Here is a 17,770-nt window from a genome sequence, read left to right on the forward strand (position 1 = left end):
TCGCTCTCCGCCTCTGGCTATCCGGTCCGCTGCACAGCGGCCGATGGTTCATTCCATCTCGTAGAATTTGAGCGGCCGCTTGCCGGCCTCGACCAGCGCAGTCGCCACGGCCGAAGGACGCGCCGCAAACCTGCGTTCCCATGCGGCGAGCACAGGTCGCCCGGTGCGCCATTTCTGCGCCGGCAACCGGAAATCGAGATAGGAGAGCGCACAGGCGATCGCGATATGGCCGATATCGGGTTCGGCGTCGTCGAGCTGCTCGGCCTCGAGCCTATCGAGACACGCCGGAATCTTGGCCCAAAAGGCCTGGAGATGCGCCGGCGAGCGGTGCCCGTCACCGCGCCAATGCTCGTCGCGGAGCAACACGGCGATCTCGATCAGCCCGTCGGCGAGCGCCTGGCGCCGGAGCGCGGTCCAGCGCGCAGGCCCCGTCGCGGGGAGCATCCGATGGCGACCGTCAAGCGCGTCGAGATAGTCGCAGATCACGCGCGAATCGAACAGCACCGTCGCGCCGTCGATCAGCGTCGGGATCTTGTTCAACGGATTGTCCGCCATCACCTCGGGATTGAGCCGGGCCGGCCCGACCACGGCGCGAACGCAATCGATGCGGTCGGCCAAACCCAGTTCGTGTGCGACCAGCATCACCTTGCGCACATAAGGCGAGCTGGGCGACCAGTGCAGCTTCATGCGCGCGGCGGGCGTATTCATGCCGCGCCCTGCCCGGACGCGGGCGGCTGGAAGGTCGGCACCACGCCGATCGCGCGCAGCACCGACAGCAGGTCGCGCACCCCCCAATGTTCCACCACCAGCCCGTCGACGACGCGGTCGATGCACATCGAGGCCATGCGGATCCGCTTGCCCGACGCGGGATAATCCATCAGCCGCCCGGTATGGACCGCCTCGAGCGTCCACTGCGTGGTGACCAGATCGCCCTCGGCGATCTGGCGATGGATCGTGGTGGTGATCTCGCTCATCGCACGCCGGAAACGGACCTCGCGATCCTGCCACATTTGCAGGCTGGTCGGCGCGCCGGGGCGGTTGTGATAGATCACATGCCCCGCGATGGCGCGCATCGATTGCGCCATCGGGGCGGCATGTTCCGCATAATAGATCGCAGCGATCGCTTTGATCTCGTCCGATGGCGCGCGCTCGATCATCCGTTCCTCGCTGTCGACGACCGTGCCTTACGCCGCGGTTCCCCAGATTTCCTCAGCCGTCTCGACCACCAGCCGCAGCTTGCTGTTCTGATGCTCGATATCCATCGTGCTGCCGCCAACCCCGCTGGAGAAGCCGCATTGCGGGCTGAGCGCAAGCTGGTCGAGCGGAATGAAATTGCTCGCTTCCTCGACGCGGCGCTTCAACTCGTCCTTGGTTTCGATCTCCGACTTCTTGGTCGTCACGAGGCCGAGCACCACGGTCTTCCCCTTGGGCACCAGCCGGAGCGGCTCGAAGCCACCCGCGCGCGCGGTGTCATATTCGAGGAAATAGCCATCGACGTCGATGCTGTTGAACAGGATGTCGGCGACCGGCTCATAGCCGCCTTCGGCCAGCCAGTTGCCGGCGAAATTGCCGCGGCACAGATGCATGCACACCACCATGTCATCGGGCTTGCCGGCAATGCTCTCGTTGATCAGCCGGGCATAGGTTTTGGGCAATGCGTCGGGATCCTCGTTGATCGACGACTGCACCTGCTCGCGCAGGCGGGGATCGCACAGATAGGCGAAATTGACCTCGTCGAGCTGGAGATAGCGGCACCCGGCCTCGGCGAGATCACCGATCTCGAGCGCGTAGACATGCGCCAGATCCTCCCAGAACTGCTCCATGTCGGGATAGGCCTGCCGATCGACCGCGTCGCGGCCGCCGCGGAAATGGAGCACGCTCGGGCTGGGCAAGGTGATCTTGGGCGTACGCGTCGTCGCCGATGCGAGGAAACGGAAATCGTCGACGAAGATCGGATCGGGACGACCGAGCCGCCCGACGATCTTCAGGCTGCGCGCCTTGCTCTCGCTCGTGCCCTTGTCGCTCTTGAACTGCATCGGCGTGTCGGAGACATACGGCACGACATTGGCGAACTTCAGCAGGAAGTCGGCATGCCACGCACCGCGGTTGAACTCGCCGTCGGTCACCGAATGGAGCCCGATCGCTTCCTGCATCGCGGCTACCTCGCGGATCGCTTCGTGCTGAATGCCCTTCAGCTCATCGGCTGCGAGTCGGCCTTCCTTGTGCGCCGTTCTGGCATCGACAAGGCGCTGGGGCCGAATGAGACTGCCGACATGGTCCGCACGAAAGGGAGCTTTGCGGCCGGTCGTCATAATCCTGTCTCTCCTCTGGGAATGGTGCTGAATCGTTGTTCGATCTATCGTCGCCGAGGGTATAAGGTCAAAGATATAGCTTTTCAAGCCATAGCCTGAACCCTATAGCCTCTCAGCACCGTCCGGTCGCCCGCGACCAACCAATTTTGCGAGGTGTTTGATGCATCCTGCCCCGCCGCCTTTGCCCGCGCTTCCATCGCGCCCCCGCGCCCCGCTTCCCGCCGGCGCCTGCGACGCGCACACACACATCTTCGGGCCGTTCGACCGCTTTCCGCTGGCCCCCGAACGTAATTACACGCCGCCCGAAGCCACGCCCGAGGCGCATCGCGCGATGCTCGACGCGGTCGGCTTCGATCGCGGCATCGCGGTCCAGGGATCGGCGCACGGGACCGACAATCGTGCAATCGCGGCAGCCCTCGCGGCAGCGCCGGACCGGTTGCGCGGGATCGCCGTCATCGACGACACCATCACCGACGCAGAACTCGCCGCCTTGCGCGCCGGGGGTTTCAGCGGCGCGCGCTTCACGCAGATCGTGTCGAAACGCTATCCCAACGGCATGGTCGGCGTCAGCGATTTTCGCACGCTGGAAAAGCTGGCGCCGCGGATGCGCGAACACGGCCTGCACGCCCAGCTCTTTGCCAATTGCGACACGGTGATCGCCGCGCGCGACCTGCTGCTGTCGCTCGGTATTCCGCTGGTGATCGATCACATGGCCAAGGTCGGACAGGCCGAATGGAACGCAACCTCGCCACTCTATCGCGAACTACTGGCGCTACTGCGCGAAGGACGATTGTGGGTGAAGCTCACCCAGGTGCGCAGTGCGGCATGCTTTCCGGATTATGAAGATGCCCGCCCCTTCCATGAGGCGCTGCTCAAGGCCAACCCCGATCGGCTCGTTTTCGGATCGGATTGGCCGTTGCTCAATCTGGGCGACAAGACGCCCGATGTCGGCCATCTGGTTGACCGCTTCCGCGACTGGACCGGCGACGACGCCTTGGCCAACCGGATCCTCGTCGACAATCCGGCAGCGCTTTATGGCTTCTGACGCGCCCGGCTCAACCCGCGCGCCCGAAACGATCGCGCTGCTGATCGCGCAAGCGCAAAGCGCGGATCGCGGCTGGCTGGGCTGGCCAAGCCGGTTGACCGGCGAGGCGAGTGCCCCCCTCGCGCCGACCCACCACGCGCTGATCGCCGACCGCGCCGCCGCGGACTGGCCCCGGCCACAATGCTGGGAAGGCACGCGCCTGTCGCTTCACCGCGACACACCCGGCCCGGCACGCGGCCTGGTCGTCGGCCTGATGAACATCGCCGCCGACGCCGAGACCGAATTCAACGACTGGTATGAGACCGAACATATGCCAAGGCTGGCCGCCGTCGCAGGCGTGCTGGTGGCGGCGCGCTATCGGGCAGGCTCCGGCCATGCGCCTGCTTATCTGGCGCTGTACCAGATGGAGGATGTGGCGATCAGCCAGTCGGCGGCATGGATGCACGCCGCACGGACGCCCTGGGCAGCGCGCATGCGGCGCTTTTCTTCCGATTTCCGTCGTTATTCCTTCGCACGTGACGATGTCGCCGATATCTGAACGCGTATCGGGTCGTCGCGAGCTGTTGCTCGCAATGGGCGCGTTTGCAGCAATGATACCTGCTTCAACGTTCGCGTCCAGCGACACCGATGGGCTTTTCGTCCCCGCGCAGACGCGCTGGACCGACCCACCACCGCAATCACCGGTCGACGCCGGGCTCCGGCCTCTCGGCCATGTCCGGCTTTTCGCGTGGGACACCGGCGGGCCGGGCGAGGCAGTGGTTTTACTCCATCCGATGACCGGGAGCCATGCCGTTTGGCCCTATCAGCAACCCGTCCTCGCGGCAGCGGGTTATCGGGTGATCGGCTATTCGCGGCGGGGCTTCCTCGGATCGGACCCGCGCCCGGCCGACGGCGATGCCGATGATGCGGGCGACCTGCGGGCGCTGCTCGATCATCTCGGTATCGCGCGTACCCATCTGATCGCGAGCGCAGCCGGCGGTTTCGTCGCGCGGGAGTTCGTCGCGCGCTTCCCCGAACGGGTCCGCACGCTCGTGATGGCGTCGACGATCGCCGTCGCCCCGCCGTCCGAAATCCTCGCGATGCGGAACACGCTGCCATCTGACGCGACGTCGGCGGCGGTGCGCGAGTTGGGCCCTGCCTACCGGGCCAACAATCCCGCCGGTATGCATCGCTGGATCGCACTGGAACGGCAAGCGCGGCACGGGCCTGCGCCGCATCGCGGAGGGCCGCGACGCCCGTTCGATCCTGCTACGCTGCCGCCACTGCTGTGCATCACCGGCGATGCCGATCGCTACGCACCCCCGGCATTGATGCGCGCTTTCGTCCGAACCCTTCCACACGCCGAACTGGCCGTGATCGCCGACGGCGGCCATGCACTGTTCTGGGAACAGCCGGAGGGATTCAACCGCACCATCCTGTCGTTCCTGGAACGCAACCGAGGAAGATCGCTGTCATGATTCACCAGAATACGCCCGGCGCAACCACCGTCCGGTCGGCGACCTTCGATCTGCTGCGCGCCTTCGGCATCAGCACCATCTTCGGCAATCCCGGTTCGACCGAACTGCCGATGTACCGCGACCTGCCCGAGGATTTCCGCTACGTTCTGGGGCTTCAGGAATCGATCGTGCTGGGCATGGCCGACGGGTTCGCGCAGGCGACGCGCAATGCGGCGCTGGTCAATCTCCATTCGGCGGTCGGCGTCGGTCACGCCCTCGGCAATCTGTTCACCGCCTTCGTCAACCAGACCCCGCTGATCGTGACCGCGGGCCAGCAGGCGCGGTCGATCCTGCCGTTCGAGCCTTTCCTGTTCGCCGCCCAGCCCACCGAATTTCCCAAGCCCTATGTCAAATGGGCGGTCGAGCCGGCGCGCGCCGAGGACGTGCCGCTGGCGATCGCGCGCGCTTATCATATCGCGATGCAGCCGCCGTGCGGGCCGGTGTTCGTCTCGATCCCGATCGACGACTGGGACCGGCCGTGCGATCCGGTGGCGGTGCGACGGGTCAGCCACGCGATCGAAGGCGAGGCGGCTCTGCTCGCCGAGGCCGCTGCGGCGTTGGCGGCGGCCGAGCGCCCGGCCTTCGTCGTCGGCGCCCAGCTCGCCCGCGACGGCGCATGGGATCAGGCGATCGCGCTCGCCGAGCGGCATAGCGCGGCGGTGTTCGCGTCGCCCAATTCGGCGCGCAATTCGTTTCCAGAGGACCATCCGTACTTTGCCGGCTTCCTGCCCGCCTCGCGCGAGGAGATCGTCAAACGGCTGCACGGCCATGACCTGATCCTCGTGCTCGGCGCACCGGTCTTCACCTATCATGTCGAGGGCGCGGGGCCGCATATCCCGGAAGGCGCCACGCTGTTCCAGCTCGTCGACAATCCGGGCGTCGCAAGCTGGGCCGGTGCCGGCACCGCGATCACGACCAGCCTCAAGCCGGGGATCGACGCCTTGCTGGCCGGTCCCGCGCCGCGCCCGCGCGCTCCTGTGCCTCCGCGCGTCTCCCTCGCCCGGCTCGACGCCAATGTGCTGAGCGACGCCTATGTGATGCAGCAGGTCGCCGCGCTTCGGCCGCCGGCAAGCATCATCGTCGAGGAAGCACCCAGTTCGCGCCTCGCGATGCGCGCCCGGCTGCCGATGATCCGGCCCGATTCATTCTACACCACCGCCAGCGGCGGGCTGGGCCACGCGATGCCCGCCGCGGTCGGCATCGCCATGGCCCGGCCGGGCGAGAAGCTGATCGCGCTGATCGGCGACGGCTCGTGCATGTATGCGGTGCAGGCGCTCTGGTCGGCAGCGCAACATGGCCTGCCGATCAGCTTCCTCATCCTCAACAACGCCCGCTACGAAGCACTGGTCCGTTTCAGCCAGCGTTTCGGCATGAACCGTACCGTGGGGACCGAATTGCCCGGCCTCGATTTCTGCGCGCTGGCACAAGGCCACGGGATGGAAGCGGTTCGCGTCGAACAGGCAGCCGATCTCGACGCGACACTGACCCGTTCGTTCGCGGACCCACGCCCCAATCTGGTGGAAATCCGCATCGACTGAACCGGGGCACGTTACGCGATCTGGTAGAAGGCAAAGCGCTTCTTGCCGTCGTCGACGAACGGCACCGCCTGCATCGCCGGATGGCGCGCGAAGCCCGCTTCCCAGTCAGCCAGCCGGGGCCGCCCGTCGCGCCAGCGTTCCTCGGGCACGCGGAAGTCGAGATAGGCAAGCGCGACACCGATGGCGATGCGCCCGATGTCGATCGTGTCACCGGCCAGCGCCTCCGCCTCGGCTTCCATCGCATCAAGCGCCGCCTGCGTCTTGGTGGCATAGGCATGAACGTGCGCCGACGAGCGATGGCCCTCGCCCCGGAAATGTTCGTCGCGGCGCAGGATCAGCATGTCGAGCATCCCATCGGCGAGGCATTGGCGGCGCAGCGCCTGCCAGCGACCGTCGGGATCGCGCGGGACAAGCACGCCGCCCCCGGCGCGCACGTCAAGATAGTCGCAGATGACGCGCGAATCGTAGAGCGCGGTTCCGTCCTCGAGCAGCAGCGTCGGCACCTTGTTGAGCGGGTTGCTCGCCATCACCTCGGGATTGAGGCGCGCCGGCCCGACCGGGCTGCGGACGCATTCGATGGATTCGGCGAGGTCCGCGACCTGCGCTGCGACCATCACCTTGCGCACGAACGGCGCGCTGGGCGACCAGAGGAGCTTCATGCCGCCCCCCGCGCGGCCGCATCGACCAACATCAGCGCATCAAGCACAAGCACACCTTCACCTTCGGGATGGACCAGCAGCGGATTGATCTCAATCTCGGCGATCCGCGGCGCCGCGATCATCAGCGCGCCGATACGCGCGGCGGCCGCGGCAACCGCCCGCACGTCCGCCGGTGGCGTCCCGCGCCAACCCTGAAGCAGCTTCGCACCACGCAGCAGCCCGATCTCGGCGAGGATCGCCGCCTCGTCCAGATCGGCGGGGAAGGTCCGCACGTCATCATGTGCCTCGATCCAGACACCGCCCAGCCCGATCGTCAGCATCGGTCCCCAGTCGAGATCGCGCCGCGCCGCGAGCAGCAGTTCGACGCCGCGCGCCGCCATCGGCTCGACCAGCAGGCCATCGAGCGGGACCGTGATACGCGCCATCATCTCCGCGACCGCGTCGCGCAATTCCTCCTCGTCGGCGATACCAAGCATGACACCGCCCACGTCGCTCTTGTGCGACAGCGCGGCGCTTTGCGCCTTGAGCGCAACGGGATAACCGATGGTGCGTGCCGCCACAGCGGCGGCATCGGCGTCGGCGATCAATTGTCCGATGGGCACCGTCAGACCCGCCCTGGCGAGCCATCGCTTGGCCTGCCACTCGGGCACCACGCCCGCTGCCTCATCACCAAGCGGCGGCGCCGGTACCGCCTTCATCGCGACGGGAACCTTGTCCAGCGTCGCACCATGGCGGGCATAATGCGCCAGCGCCGCCATCGCCCGTTCGGGCGCGCGGAAAAACGGCACGCCGGCATCGCGCAGCAGCGGTGCGAGTTCGGGCGCGACCGGGCTGTCGCCGCCGAACAGCACATAGGCGACCGGTTTGCCGGCATCGGGCAGCAAGCCAAGCGTCGCTCGCGCGGCCTTCAACCCGAATTCGGGCGACGACGGCATGATCGCGATCAGCAGCGCGCCAACGCCGGGTTCCTCGAGCAGCAGCCGTGCGCAGCGGCCATAGATGTCGGGCTGCTGGAGCGCGTGGGCGCTGACGTCGAGCGGGTTTTCCGGCGTGATGAAGGCCGGCAATTCGGCCGCCAGCGCAGCGGTCACCTGCTCGAGCGGCGGCAGGGCCAGCCCCGCCACGTCGCAGAAATCGGCCGCAAGGCTCTTGAAGGCGCCTGAATCGGTGAGCACGGCCAGCCCGCCGCGCGGCGGCCGGGGGCATCGGAGGACGAGTTCGGCGACGTCGATCAACTCTTCCATCGTCTCGACGCGGATCACGCCGGCATGGTCGACCGCCGATCGCATCACCGCATGATCGCCCACCATCGCGCCGGTGTGCGAGACGGCGGACAGCCTGCCGGCCGCGCTTCGCCCCGGATGCAGCAACAACATCGTCTTGCCCACCGTGCGCGCGCGCGCCGCCGCCGCCAGAAAGCGCGCCGGTCGGCGAATTTGTTCGGCGAACACCGCGATCACCCGCGTGATCGGATCGTCGAGCAGTTCGTCGAGGAAATCCTCGGCGCCCAGCACCGCCTCATTGCCGGTGGCGATGGTGTAGGAAATGTCGAGCCCGCGCGCCTCGAGCGCCATGCGGATCGCCCCCACCATCCCACCGCTTTGCCCGACGATCGCGATCGCCGGCGCCTTGACCGGCCGCGGCCGCGAATTGCCGAAGGTGAGCGGCACGCCGTCGACAAAATTGGTCAGCCCGGTGCAGTTCGGCCCCAGCAGCGCCATATCGGTTTCGAGCGCCGCGGCCGCCAGCGCGTCCTGCGCCCGCTTTCCGTCCTCGCCCGCTTCCGCGAAACCCGAGCCATAGACGATCGCCGCGCGAACGCCGCGTTGACCGGCCCGGCGCACCGCATCGGCAGCCTGATCCTTCGCGATCGCCACCACCGCCAGATCGACGCCCTCGGGAAGCGCATCGACGCTCGGCAAACAGGGCCGGCCGTCGATCACTTCCGCGCGCCCGACCAGATGGATCGGCCCGGGAAAGGCGAACCGATCGAGATTGGCGAGCAGCCGCCGACCGAACGCGCCGGGATTGGTCGACGCGCCGACGATCGCGATCGAGCGCGGCCGCAGCAGCGCGTCGATCCTGCCGCGGAGGACCGCCGCCTCAGCCATCCTTGGAATAACCTTCGATCCCGGGACGGTAGCTCTTGTCGTCGAGGAACTGACTGAGCCCGCGCTGGCGGCCGCCGCTCTTGTCCTGCGCGCGCACCTGCGCGGCCTTGGCCGTGAGATAATCCTCCGAGGCGTCCCAGCTCATCGTGCGCACCTTCTTGAACGCCACCTTGGCGCCGTTCATCACGGTGAGGTTCTTGCCCATCAGCTCCATCGCGAACGCGCGGACATGCGCCCGCAGGTCGCCGCGCGGAACCGATTCATTGACCAGCCCCATGTCGGCCGCCTTGCACCCGTCGAAGGTCCGCCCGGTCATCATGTAGAACAGCGCGTCGGACGGCCGCAGCTTGTCCGCGATCGCCTTGGTGACGTTGCCGCCGGGGATGATGCCCCAGTTGATCTCCGACAGGCCGAAGGTCGCCTCGTCGGCGGCGAAGGAAAGGTCGCAGGCGACCAGCGGCGTGAACGCCCCGCCGAAGCACCAGCCGTTGACCATCGCGATCGTCGGCTTGGGATAGTGCATCAGCTTGCGCCACTGCCAGGCGTAAGCGGTCTGCCGCACGCGGCGTACCTGGCTGGGGGTGAGCGTGTCGGTCTCGCGGAAATATTCCTTGAGGTCCATACCCGCCGAGAAGGATTCCCCGGCCCCCGTCAGGACGAGGATCTTGCAGCGATCGTCCAGTTCGAGCTCCTCGAGGATCTCGAGCATCTCGCGGTTGAGCGTGGGGCTCATCGCATTGCGCTTCTCGGGGCGCGAGAGGATCACCCAGGCGATGCCCTCGTCAAACTCGACCGTCACGCAACTCCGCTCGATCCGCTCCATATCGTCTCCCTCCCTGATTCATCACCCGACATCGGGCGTGCAGTTCACTCTAAGACCTGCCTGTATGACCTTTTTAATCGGACAGGCAGCACGACACGGGCGCTCACTCGCCCCTTGTAGTTAGGTAAACTACCTAATACTAACTGGCGATCATGACGCAAGCCCACAATCCCCCACCGCGTGTCGATCCAGCGCAACTGGCGGACCGCCTGCGCCCGCTGTTGCTGCAACTGAGCCGACAACTCCGGCGCGAGGCCCTGAAATCCGGGTTATCTCCGCTCGATTCACAACTGCTGATGGCGCTCAAGCAGACGCCGGACATCGGCGTCTCCGAACTCGCCCAGGCCGAGCATATGAGCCGGCCGACGATGAGCGTGCACGTCAAGCGCCTCGAAGCCGCCGGCTGGATCGAACGCCGCCCGCCTCAAGACGCCGCCGACAAGCGCCGGGTCCGGCTCGCGCTCAGCGAGGAAGGGCAGCGCATGCTGACCGCCGTCCGGCATTCGCGCACCGACTGGCTGGTGAGCCGGCTCGCGCGCATGGCGCCGGAGGAGCTTGCCGCACTCGATGCCGGAATCGATCCGCTCACGCACCTGATCGGGTTCTGATCGCCAGCGCCGCGATCCTTCAGGCCACCCTTGTCATGATACACTCAAAGGGATAGGTTTATGATCTATAAGATCAGGAATCGGAGATGGGTGTGCCCGGGCTGTCGCCAAGATCAGCATTCGCCGTTGCTGCGGCATTCGTACTTGCGTTCGCAAGCGCCTGTTCTCCGTCGGGAACGGCGACCGATGGGGCGATCGGGCCCGAGGCGTCGGGCGTCGCGGCGGTCGACGATGCGCGCATGCTCGCGGCCAATGCCGAACCGCAGAACTGGCTGGTCAACGGCGGCACGCTGAACGGCGAGCATTTCTCGCTGCTCAACCAGATCAACCTGCAAACGGTCGACAAGCTCAAGCCCGCCTGGTCGTTCGATTACGACACCACGCGCGGGCAGGAAGGCGAACCGATCGTCGTCGATGGGGTGATGTACATCAGCACCTCGTGGAGCAAGGTCTACGCGCTCGATGCCGCGACGGGAAAGCAACTCTGGTTCTACGATCCCAAAGTGTCGGGCGCCGACGGCGCGAAAGCCTGTTGCGACGTCGTCAATCGCGGCGCCGCGGTCTACAAGGGCAAGGTCTATGTCGCGGCGCTCGACGGCCGGCTGATCGCGCTCGATGCGCGCGACGGCAGCGTCGTATGGAGCACGATGACGCTCGACCCGAAAGGCATGCAGACGATCACCGGCGCGCCGCGCGTGGTGCGCGACAAGGTCATCATCGGCAATGCCGGCGCGGATTTCGGCGCACGCGGCTTCGTCAGCGCCTATGATGCGGCGACCGGCCAACTGGCGTGGCGCTTCTATCTCGTGCCCGGCGATCCGGCGAAAGGGCCCGACGGCGCCGCGTCGGACAAGATCATGAAGACGCTCGTCGAGCCCACCTGGTCGGGCGACTTCGCCGCTTATGGCGGCGGCGGCACCGCGTGGCAGACGATCATGTACGATGCCGAGTTCAACCGCCTCTATATCGGCACCGGCAACGGCTCACCCTGGAATCCCAAATATCGCACCGACGGCAAGGGCGACAATCTGTTCCTCTGCTCGATCGTGGCGCTCGATGCGGACACCGGCGACTATGTCTGGCATTATCAGGAAAACCCGCAGGAAGCCTGGGACTATAATTCGACCCAGCCGATGATCCTGGCCGATCTCGAGATCGGCGGCGCGACGCGCAAGGTGCTGATGCACGCGCCGAAGAACGGCTTTTTCTACGTGATCGATCGCACCACGGGGAAGCTGATCTCGGCCGAGCCGACCGTCCCGGTGACGTGGGCAACCAGCATCGACATCGCCACCGGCCGTCCGATCGAAACCCCGAATTCACGCTACACCGACGGTCCCTTCCTTGCCAAACCGGGCACCGCCGGATCGCACAATTGGCATGCGATGGCGTTCAGCCCCACAACCGGTCTCGCCTATTTCTCGGTCGCCGAGAATTCGACGCTGTTTCGCAACAATCCCGATTTCAAACCGATCACGATGGGGCCGTTCAACCACGGTGTTATTTCCGAGCACAAGGCCGGTTCGAGCTATCTGCTCGCCTGGGACCCCGTAAATCAGCGCGAGGCGTGGCGCGTGCCCTATCGCGGCGGCGGCGTGCTCGCGACCGCGGGCGGCCTGATCTTTCAGGGCCGCGGCACCGTGATCGGCGAGTTCGTCGCGATGCGGGCGACCGACGGCAAGGAAGTATGGCGCTGGCCGACCCCCAACGGAATCCAGGCCGCGCCGGTCAGCTACAGCGTCGACGGCGTTCAATATGTCGCGATCTCGATCGGCGCGGGCGCCGGGGCGATGACAGGCGGCGCCGAAGCCCGGATGCGCCAGCCCGGACGGATGATCGCGTTCAAGCTCGACGGCACGGCAACGCTGCCCAAGGAACCCGACGTCGCGCCGCCCGCCAACCCCGCGCCCGACACCTTCGCCGCCGACATGGTCGATCGCGGCAAGGCGACCTACGGCACCTATTGCTACCGGTGCCACGGCCCCAACGCCGTGTCGTCCAACGTGATCCCCGATCTGCGCCGGTCACCCGCGCTGTCGGACAAGGAGACGTGGCACATGATCGTCTGGGACGGCGCGCTCGAATCCGCAGGCATGATCGGCTGGTCCAAATATCTCAAGCCCGAGCAGGTCGAGGAACTGCGCGCCTATGTCTCGTCGCAGGCGACCTTGCTCAAGGCCGGCAAGGCACCCGGTTCGGTCCAGACCGGCACGCGGCGGTCGAGCGAAGCCGTCGTGCAGGAACAGTGACAATGTTCACCCGAGATCAACTCGATCAGGCAACAACACTCGGCGCCGCGACACTCCATGAAGCCGCAGGGCGTATCGGCGCCCTGCCTTCGGCGATCAAGCCGGTGGTGCCGACGATGCGGCTGGCCGGCCCGGCCTTCACCGTTCTGGTGCCCGCGTTCGACAATCTCTGGATCCACCGCGCGCTCTATCGCGCCCGGCCCGGCGACATCCTCGTCGTCGCGACCAGCGACGGCATCGAGGCGGGCTATTGGGGCGACGTCCTCAATGCCGCGGCCGAGGAACGCGGTCTCGGCGGGCTGGTGATCGACGGCGGCGTGCGCGACGTCGCGGGGCTGACGGAGAGCGACTTCCCCGTCTTCTCCAATGGCGTGTGCATCCGCGGCACGATCAAGGGCTTCGATGTCCCGCCCACGCTCGGCCAGCCGCTGGCGATCGGTAATGTCGTGATCCATCAGGGTGATCTGGTGGTCGGCGATCGCGACGGGGTGGTCGTGCTGCCCGCCGCGCGCGTCGAAGCGGCGATCGAGGCCGGCTTCCACCGCGAACAGGATGAGGCAGAGAAGATCGCCCGGATCCGCGCAGGCGACCGCACGCTCGACCTTTACGGGTTCGGCGATGGCGCTCCATGATCGGCTGATGAGAGGCACCGCATCATGAAACTGTTCTGGTCGTCGCGCTCGCCCTTCGCGCGCAAGGTGATGGTCGCCGCGCACGAAGGCGGCCTCGCCGACGCGATCGAGCGCATCCCGGTCGCGATCCCGACACCCGAGCCCCATGCCGAGCTCAATCGCGCCAATCCGATCGCGAAGCTCCCCACGCTGGTGACCGACGACGGACTGGTGATCGCCGGCTCGCCGGTGATCTGCGAATATCTGGATGGGCTGGGGCAAGCCGGCTTGTTCCCGGCCGACCGCCCGGCACGATGGCGCGCGCTCTCGCGTCAGGCGATGGCGGACGGCATGCTCGATATGCTGCTGCTATGGCGCGCGGATCTGCGCCGCCCCGACGCCTGCCAATCGCCGCGCCAGCAGGCCATCTACCGCACACGGCTGGCTCAGACGCTCGACCGTTTCGACGCGGAAGCCACCTCCGACCACGGCTTCGATATCGGCGACCTTACCACCGGCGTGTTCCTGTCCTATCTCGACTTTCGTTTCGCCGATGACGATTGGCGCGACGGACGGCCCGCGCTCCGCCACACCTATGAATGTTTCGCGGCGCGTCCCTCCGCGCAGGCAACAGGCTTCGACGGCTAGCGCCCGCACGCCCGGCAAAGGCGGCGGTAAAACGCCCATCCCACCCCCATAATAACCATTGTTTTTCCAATTGTTTAACCAATGAATCACGACTCACCGGGTGGGCCACTGCCCACTCTCTTTGGTGGGATCGATTGTGGTTTACCGGCCCGGTTCGCTCGACCACCCTTCATTCTCACCACGGCATGCCGACGTGCCGTCACATGGTTGAGACAGGAAGAGGATCACCCCATGGCGGCAGCCAGCGCGCAGCTCAGTCGCGACATCATCGACCTCGGCGAGACCGAGGCTCCGGCCCCCGAGCAGAATTTCCGATTCTACGACAATCGTCAGAAATATCTGATGTTCGTGAACACCTGTTCGGAAAAATGGGTGGTCGCGGATCGCGTCGCCCGCGAACTCCAGAAGCTCAAGCCCACGCCGCCTGCGGTGCGTTTCTTCGATGCCGGCATGGGCGATGGCACCGTCCTCGCTCGCGTGATGCGTTCGATGCACGCCGCCTTTCCGCGCTTCCCCTTCCTCATCGCCGGCAAGGAAATCAGTCTCGAGGATGTCCGCCTGACGCTCGACAAGATGCCCGACCGCTTTTTCGAGCATCCCGAGACCGTCCTCGCGCTTACCAACATCTCCTATGCCGACGCGCCGGGCCTCGTCCCCTCCAGGCCCGAAGCGCGCGCGGCGATGACGTGGAAGGCCGTGCCGCTCAAGGGCACCACCACCGCCGAATTCGAGCGCCAGATCCTCGAGCTCCAGCCCTTTCTCGCGCAGAACTGGCGGACCAAGGTCTCCAAGTCCGGTGGCCTGCTGCCCGAAACGCCAACGACGCTGATCCTCTACCGCGAGGATTGCGCGTTCATGCTGCAGGACGTCATCCCCACCAAGGACGCGCCGCCGCCGGGTTACGATCTGGTCGTGGCCAGCCAACCCTTCCGGCTGAGCGCGACGACCGAGTTCAAGGCATCGCGCGTGCTGGCACCGCTCGCGCGTGCGCTTCGTGAAAATGGTCGCCTGCTCGGTATCCATTCGGCGGGCAACGATCCGGGGCTCGAGGTCGTCCAGCTGGTCTGGCCCGGCGAGGATCCCTTCACCATGTCGCGCCACGCGCTGCTCGACGCGACGCGCAAGGCGATGGGTGAGGAATCGCAACACTATAAGTTCGATCCGCTGCCCAGCTCCGAAGCGCTGTTCCGCTACGAGATGCACACGTTGCCCGACGAACTCGACAGCGAGCGCGCGACGATCGGCACCTCGACGTTGCTCGCGGCCTGGAACGCCGCGACCTATGTTGCGCAGATCGACGACGAACGCCTGTCCGAAGCGATGGGAAGCCCCGCCTATCTCGAAGCCACCCGCAAGGTGCTGCGCAAGAATGGCGAGCTTTGGTTCAACGACGAAAGCTACGTCATCGTCCGTAATTCCAGCGCGGCCTGAGCCGCCGCCTTACCCACAATCCAATCCTGAAGGAGGGACCCCAGATGGGCCGCTTTGATTATCTCTTCACGTCCGAATCGGTATCCGAAGGTCACCCGGACAAGGTTGCCGACCAGATCAGCGATGCGATCGTCGATCTGTTTCTGGCGAAGGACCCTGAGGCGCGGATCGCGTGCGAGACGCTGACCACCACGCAATTGGTGGTGATCGCCGGCGAGATTCGCGGCAAGGGGATCATGGACGAGGCCGGCAATTGGGCACCCGGCGTCAAGGAAGAGGTCGAGGCCACCGTCCGCGCCACCGTCAAGCGCATCGGCTACGAACAGTCGGGCTTCCACTGGGAGACCTTCCACTTCAAGAACAAGCTACACCCGCAATCGGCGCATATCGCGCAGGGCGTCGATGCCTCGGGCAACAAGGACGAGGGCGCCGGCGATCAGGGCATCATGTTCGGCTTCGCCTGCGACGAAACCCCCGATCTGATGCCGGCGACGCTCTATTACAGCCACAAGATCCTCGAGCGGATGGCAGCCGACCGTCATGCGGGCACGGCCCCCTTCCTCGAGCCCGATGCCAAGAGCCAGGTCACGCTCCGGTTCGAGGACGGCAAGCCCGTCGCCGCGACCGCGATCGTCGTTTCGACCCAGCACGCGCCGGGCTATGACAACGGCAGCAAGGAAGCCGAGCTTCACAATTATGTGCGTGCGGTGATCGCCGACGTGCTCCCCGCCGCAATGCTCTCGGACGCCACCGAATATCACATCAACCCGACGGGCTCGTTCGAAATCGGCGGCCCTGATGGTGACGCCGGCGTCACCGGGCGCAAGATCATCGTCGATACTTATGGCGGGGCCGCCCCGCACGGCGGCGGCGCCTTCTCGGGCAAGGATCCGACCAAGGTCGATCGCTCGGCGGCCTATATCACGCGCTATCTCGCCAAGAACATCGTCGCCGCCGGTCTCGCGACGCGCTGCACGATCCAGCTCGCTTATGCGATCGGCGTCAGCAAGCCGTTGTCGCTTTATGTCGACACGCACGGCACCGGCACGGTCAGCGATAACCGGATCGAGGCGGCGATCGCCAGGATCGAGAAGCTCGGCGGCCTCACGCCGCGCAGCATCCGCACCCATCTTGGCCTCAACAAGCCGATCTATTCCAAGACCGCTGCCTATGGTCATTTCGGTCGTGAACCCGAGGGCGATTTCTTCCCCTGGGAGCGCACCGATCTCGTCGACGACCTCAAGGCCAAGCTGGCCGCCTGACCCTGACATCATTCGACATTCGAAAGGAAATACCATGGCCACCGCCCCTGTTATCGAGCGTGAAGATTATGTGATCGCGGATTTGTCGCAGGCCGATTACGGCCGCCGGGAGATCGAGATTGCCGAGACCGAGATGCCGGGCCTGATGGCGCTGCGCGAGGAATTCGGTGCGGCGCAGCCGTTGAAGGGCGCGCGGATCGTCGGGTCGCTGCACATGACCATTCAAACCGCGGTGCTGATCGAGACGCTGACCGCGCTGGGCGCGCGGGTGCGCTGGGCGACGTGCAACATCTTCTCGACGCAGGACCATGCCGCTGCCGCGATCGCGGCGACGGGCGTGCCGGTGTTCGCGGTCAAGGGCGAGAGCATCGCCGATTATTGGGATTACGTCGGCCGGATCTTCGATTGGGAATCGGACGGCGACGGCGAGACCTGCAACATGATCCTCGACGACGGCGGCGACGCGACGATGTTCGCCTTGTGGGGCGCGCGCCTCGAGGCCGGCGAGACGATGCCCGAGCCCGAGAATGACGAGGAAGTCGAGATGCAGCGGGCGCTCAAGGCGTTCGTCAAGGCCAAGCCGGGCTATCTCACCGCGACGGTCAAGGCGATCAAGGGCGTGTCGGAGGAGACCACCACCGGCGTGCACCGGCTGTATCACCTCGCCAAGGCGGGCAAGCTGCCGTTCCCGGCGATCAACGTCAACGACAGCGTCACCAAGTCGAAGTTCGACAATCTTTATGGCTGCAAGGAATCGCTGGTCGACGCGATCCGCCGCGCCACCGACGTGATGCTCGCGGGCAAGGTCGCGGTGGTCGCGGGCTTCGGCGATGTCGGCAAGGGCTCGGCGCAGAGCTTGCGCAACGGCGGCGCGCGCGTGCTGGTGACCGAGATCGACCCGATCTGCGCATTGCAGGCGGCGATGGAAGGCTTCGAGGTCGTGACGATGGACGAGGCGGTCAAGCGCGCCGACATCT

The 17,770-nt window shown here is 66.2% G+C and carries 17 protein-coding genes; 11 read left to right on the plus strand and 6 right to left on the minus strand.

The genetic code is table 11. The features are described 5' to 3' along the window. Positions 1-48 precede the first annotated feature (48 nt). From NFE57_RS13845 to NFE57_RS13855, 3 genes are read right to left on the minus strand one after another with little or no spacing between them, the layout of a single operon-like run. Complete coding sequence (locus NFE57_RS13845) at positions 49-708, minus strand: glutathione S-transferase family protein (protein ID WP_252136184.1); 660 nt, start codon at positions 706-708, stop codon at positions 49-51. Beyond that, the gene (locus NFE57_RS13850) at positions 705-1,157 is read right to left on the minus strand and encodes an ester cyclase (RefSeq protein WP_252136185.1); all 453 of its coding nucleotides are present in this window, start codon (positions 1,155-1,157) and stop codon (positions 705-707) included. The genes NFE57_RS13845 and NFE57_RS13850 overlap by 4 nt, the downstream gene beginning before the upstream one ends. Before the next feature lie 27 nt (positions 1,158-1,184). Continuing rightward, entirely contained in the window at positions 1,185-2,312 is a 1,128-nt protein-coding gene (locus NFE57_RS13855) for a 5-methyltetrahydropteroyltriglutamate--homocysteine S-methyltransferase (RefSeq protein WP_252136186.1), read from the minus strand. 160 nt (positions 2,313-2,472) lie between these two features. Here NFE57_RS13855 and NFE57_RS13860 point away from each other — a divergent pair, with 160 nt between their 5' ends. Genes NFE57_RS13860 through mdlC form a run of 4 tightly spaced genes read left to right on the plus strand, consistent with a single transcriptional unit; the run spans position 2,473 to position 6,391 of the window. Beyond that, positions 2,473-3,357: an amidohydrolase family protein gene (locus tag NFE57_RS13860; protein WP_252136187.1), complete on the plus strand. Its 885-nt coding sequence runs from the start codon at positions 2,473-2,475 to the stop codon at positions 3,355-3,357. Next, positions 3,347-3,895: a DUF4286 family protein gene (locus tag NFE57_RS13865; protein ID WP_252136188.1), complete on the plus strand. Its 549-nt coding sequence runs from the start codon at positions 3,347-3,349 to the stop codon at positions 3,893-3,895. Before NFE57_RS13860 ends, NFE57_RS13865 begins: the two co-directional genes overlap by 11 nt. A gap of 52 nt (positions 3,896-3,947) precedes the next feature. Then, on the plus strand, positions 3,948-4,814 hold the full coding sequence (locus NFE57_RS13870) for an alpha/beta fold hydrolase (RefSeq protein WP_286207846.1): 867 nt from the start codon (positions 3,948-3,950) through the stop codon (positions 4,812-4,814). Next, complete coding sequence (gene mdlC, locus NFE57_RS13875) at positions 4,811-6,391, plus strand: benzoylformate decarboxylase (protein ID WP_252136189.1); 1,581 nt, start codon at positions 4,811-4,813, stop codon at positions 6,389-6,391. Before NFE57_RS13870 ends, mdlC begins: the two co-directional genes overlap by 4 nt. Positions 6,392-6,402: 11 nt before the next feature. Here mdlC and NFE57_RS13880 read toward each other — a convergent pair whose 3' ends face one another. From NFE57_RS13880 to NFE57_RS13890, 3 genes are read right to left on the minus strand one after another with little or no spacing between them, the layout of a single operon-like run. Beyond that, a complete protein-coding gene (locus tag NFE57_RS13880) occupies positions 6,403-7,050 on the minus strand; it encodes a glutathione S-transferase family protein (protein ID WP_252136190.1) in 648 nt (215 codons plus the stop codon). Further along, complete coding sequence (locus NFE57_RS13885) at positions 7,047-9,161, minus strand: acetate--CoA ligase family protein (protein ID WP_252136191.1); 2,115 nt, start codon at positions 9,159-9,161, stop codon at positions 7,047-7,049. Before NFE57_RS13885 ends, NFE57_RS13880 begins: the two co-directional genes overlap by 4 nt. Then, a complete protein-coding gene (locus NFE57_RS13890) occupies positions 9,154-9,984 on the minus strand; it encodes a p-hydroxycinnamoyl CoA hydratase/lyase (protein WP_252136192.1) in 831 nt (276 codons plus the stop codon). The genes NFE57_RS13885 and NFE57_RS13890 overlap by 8 nt, the downstream gene beginning before the upstream one ends. 152 nt (positions 9,985-10,136) lie before the next feature. Here NFE57_RS13890 and NFE57_RS13895 point away from each other — a divergent pair, with 152 nt between their 5' ends. From NFE57_RS13895 to NFE57_RS13925, 7 genes are all read left to right on the plus strand, one after another. Further along, positions 10,137-10,592, plus strand: a complete 456-nt coding sequence (locus tag NFE57_RS13895) for a MarR family winged helix-turn-helix transcriptional regulator (RefSeq protein WP_252136193.1) — start codon at positions 10,137-10,139, stop codon at positions 10,590-10,592. An 86-nt stretch (positions 10,593-10,678) separates the two neighbouring features. Then, complete coding sequence (locus tag NFE57_RS13900; RefSeq protein ID WP_252136194.1) at positions 10,679-12,841, plus strand: PQQ-dependent dehydrogenase, methanol/ethanol family; 2,163 nt, start codon at positions 10,679-10,681, stop codon at positions 12,839-12,841. 2 nt (positions 12,842-12,843) lie between these two features. Beyond that, positions 12,844-13,473 (plus strand): 4-carboxy-4-hydroxy-2-oxoadipate aldolase/oxaloacetate decarboxylase, encoded by a 630-nt coding sequence (locus NFE57_RS13905; RefSeq protein WP_252136195.1) that lies wholly within the window; start codon positions 12,844-12,846, stop codon positions 13,471-13,473. Positions 13,474-13,497: 24 nt separating this feature from the next. After that, positions 13,498-14,100 carry a glutathione S-transferase family protein gene (locus tag NFE57_RS13910; RefSeq protein WP_252136196.1) on the plus strand — a complete coding sequence of 201 codons (603 nt, stop codon included), beginning with the start codon at positions 13,498-13,500 and terminating at the stop codon, positions 14,098-14,100. 231 nt (positions 14,101-14,331) lie between these two features. Beyond that, positions 14,332-15,531, plus strand: coding sequence for a hypothetical protein (locus tag NFE57_RS13915; protein WP_252136197.1), 1,200 nt, complete (start codon positions 14,332-14,334; stop codon positions 15,529-15,531). A gap of 44 nt (positions 15,532-15,575) precedes the next feature. After that, positions 15,576-16,793, plus strand: a complete 1,218-nt coding sequence (gene metK / locus NFE57_RS13920; protein ID WP_252136198.1) for a methionine adenosyltransferase — start codon at positions 15,576-15,578, stop codon at positions 16,791-16,793. A gap of 34 nt (positions 16,794-16,827) precedes the next feature. Then, positions 16,828-17,770, plus strand: a 943-nt coding sequence (locus NFE57_RS13925; RefSeq protein ID WP_252136199.1) for an adenosylhomocysteinase, incomplete at its 3' end; no start/stop codon positions are given.

This window comes from Hephaestia sp. MAHUQ-44 (assembly GCF_023806085.1).
Taxonomy (GTDB): Bacteria; Pseudomonadota; Alphaproteobacteria; order Sphingomonadales; family Sphingomonadaceae; genus Sphingomonas.

Coding starts and splice junctions, on each gene's coding strand:
- NFE57_RS13845 (WP_252136184.1), bottom strand. CDS start 708: ATGAATACGCCCGCCGCGCGCATGAAGCTGCACTGGTCGCCCAGCTCG.
- NFE57_RS13850 (WP_252136185.1), bottom strand. CDS start 1,157: ATGATCGAGCGCGCGCCATCGGACGAGATCAAAGCGATCGCTGCGATC.
- NFE57_RS13855 (WP_252136186.1), bottom strand. CDS start 2,312: ATGACGACCGGCCGCAAAGCTCCCTTTCGTGCGGACCATGTCGGCAGT.
- NFE57_RS13860 (WP_252136187.1), top strand. CDS start 2,473: ATGCATCCTGCCCCGCCGCCTTTGCCCGCGCTTCCATCGCGCCCCCGC.
- NFE57_RS13865 (WP_252136188.1), top strand. CDS start 3,347: ATGGCTTCTGACGCGCCCGGCTCAACCCGCGCGCCCGAAACGATCGCG.
- NFE57_RS13870 (WP_286207846.1), top strand. CDS start 3,948: ATGATACCTGCTTCAACGTTCGCGTCCAGCGACACCGATGGGCTTTTC.
- mdlC (WP_252136189.1), top strand. CDS start 4,811: ATGATTCACCAGAATACGCCCGGCGCAACCACCGTCCGGTCGGCGACC.
- NFE57_RS13880 (WP_252136190.1), bottom strand. CDS start 7,050: ATGAAGCTCCTCTGGTCGCCCAGCGCGCCGTTCGTGCGCAAGGTGATG.
- NFE57_RS13885 (WP_252136191.1), bottom strand. CDS start 9,161: ATGGCTGAGGCGGCGGTCCTCCGCGGCAGGATCGACGCGCTGCTGCGG.
- NFE57_RS13890 (WP_252136192.1), bottom strand. CDS start 9,984: ATGGAGCGGATCGAGCGGAGTTGCGTGACGGTCGAGTTTGACGAGGGC.
- NFE57_RS13895 (WP_252136193.1), top strand. CDS start 10,137: ATGACGCAAGCCCACAATCCCCCACCGCGTGTCGATCCAGCGCAACTG.
- NFE57_RS13900 (WP_252136194.1), top strand. CDS start 10,679: ATGGGTGTGCCCGGGCTGTCGCCAAGATCAGCATTCGCCGTTGCTGCG.
- NFE57_RS13905 (WP_252136195.1), top strand. CDS start 12,844: ATGTTCACCCGAGATCAACTCGATCAGGCAACAACACTCGGCGCCGCG.
- NFE57_RS13910 (WP_252136196.1), top strand. CDS start 13,498: ATGAAACTGTTCTGGTCGTCGCGCTCGCCCTTCGCGCGCAAGGTGATG.
- NFE57_RS13915 (WP_252136197.1), top strand. CDS start 14,332: ATGGCGGCAGCCAGCGCGCAGCTCAGTCGCGACATCATCGACCTCGGC.
- metK (WP_252136198.1), top strand. CDS start 15,576: ATGGGCCGCTTTGATTATCTCTTCACGTCCGAATCGGTATCCGAAGGT.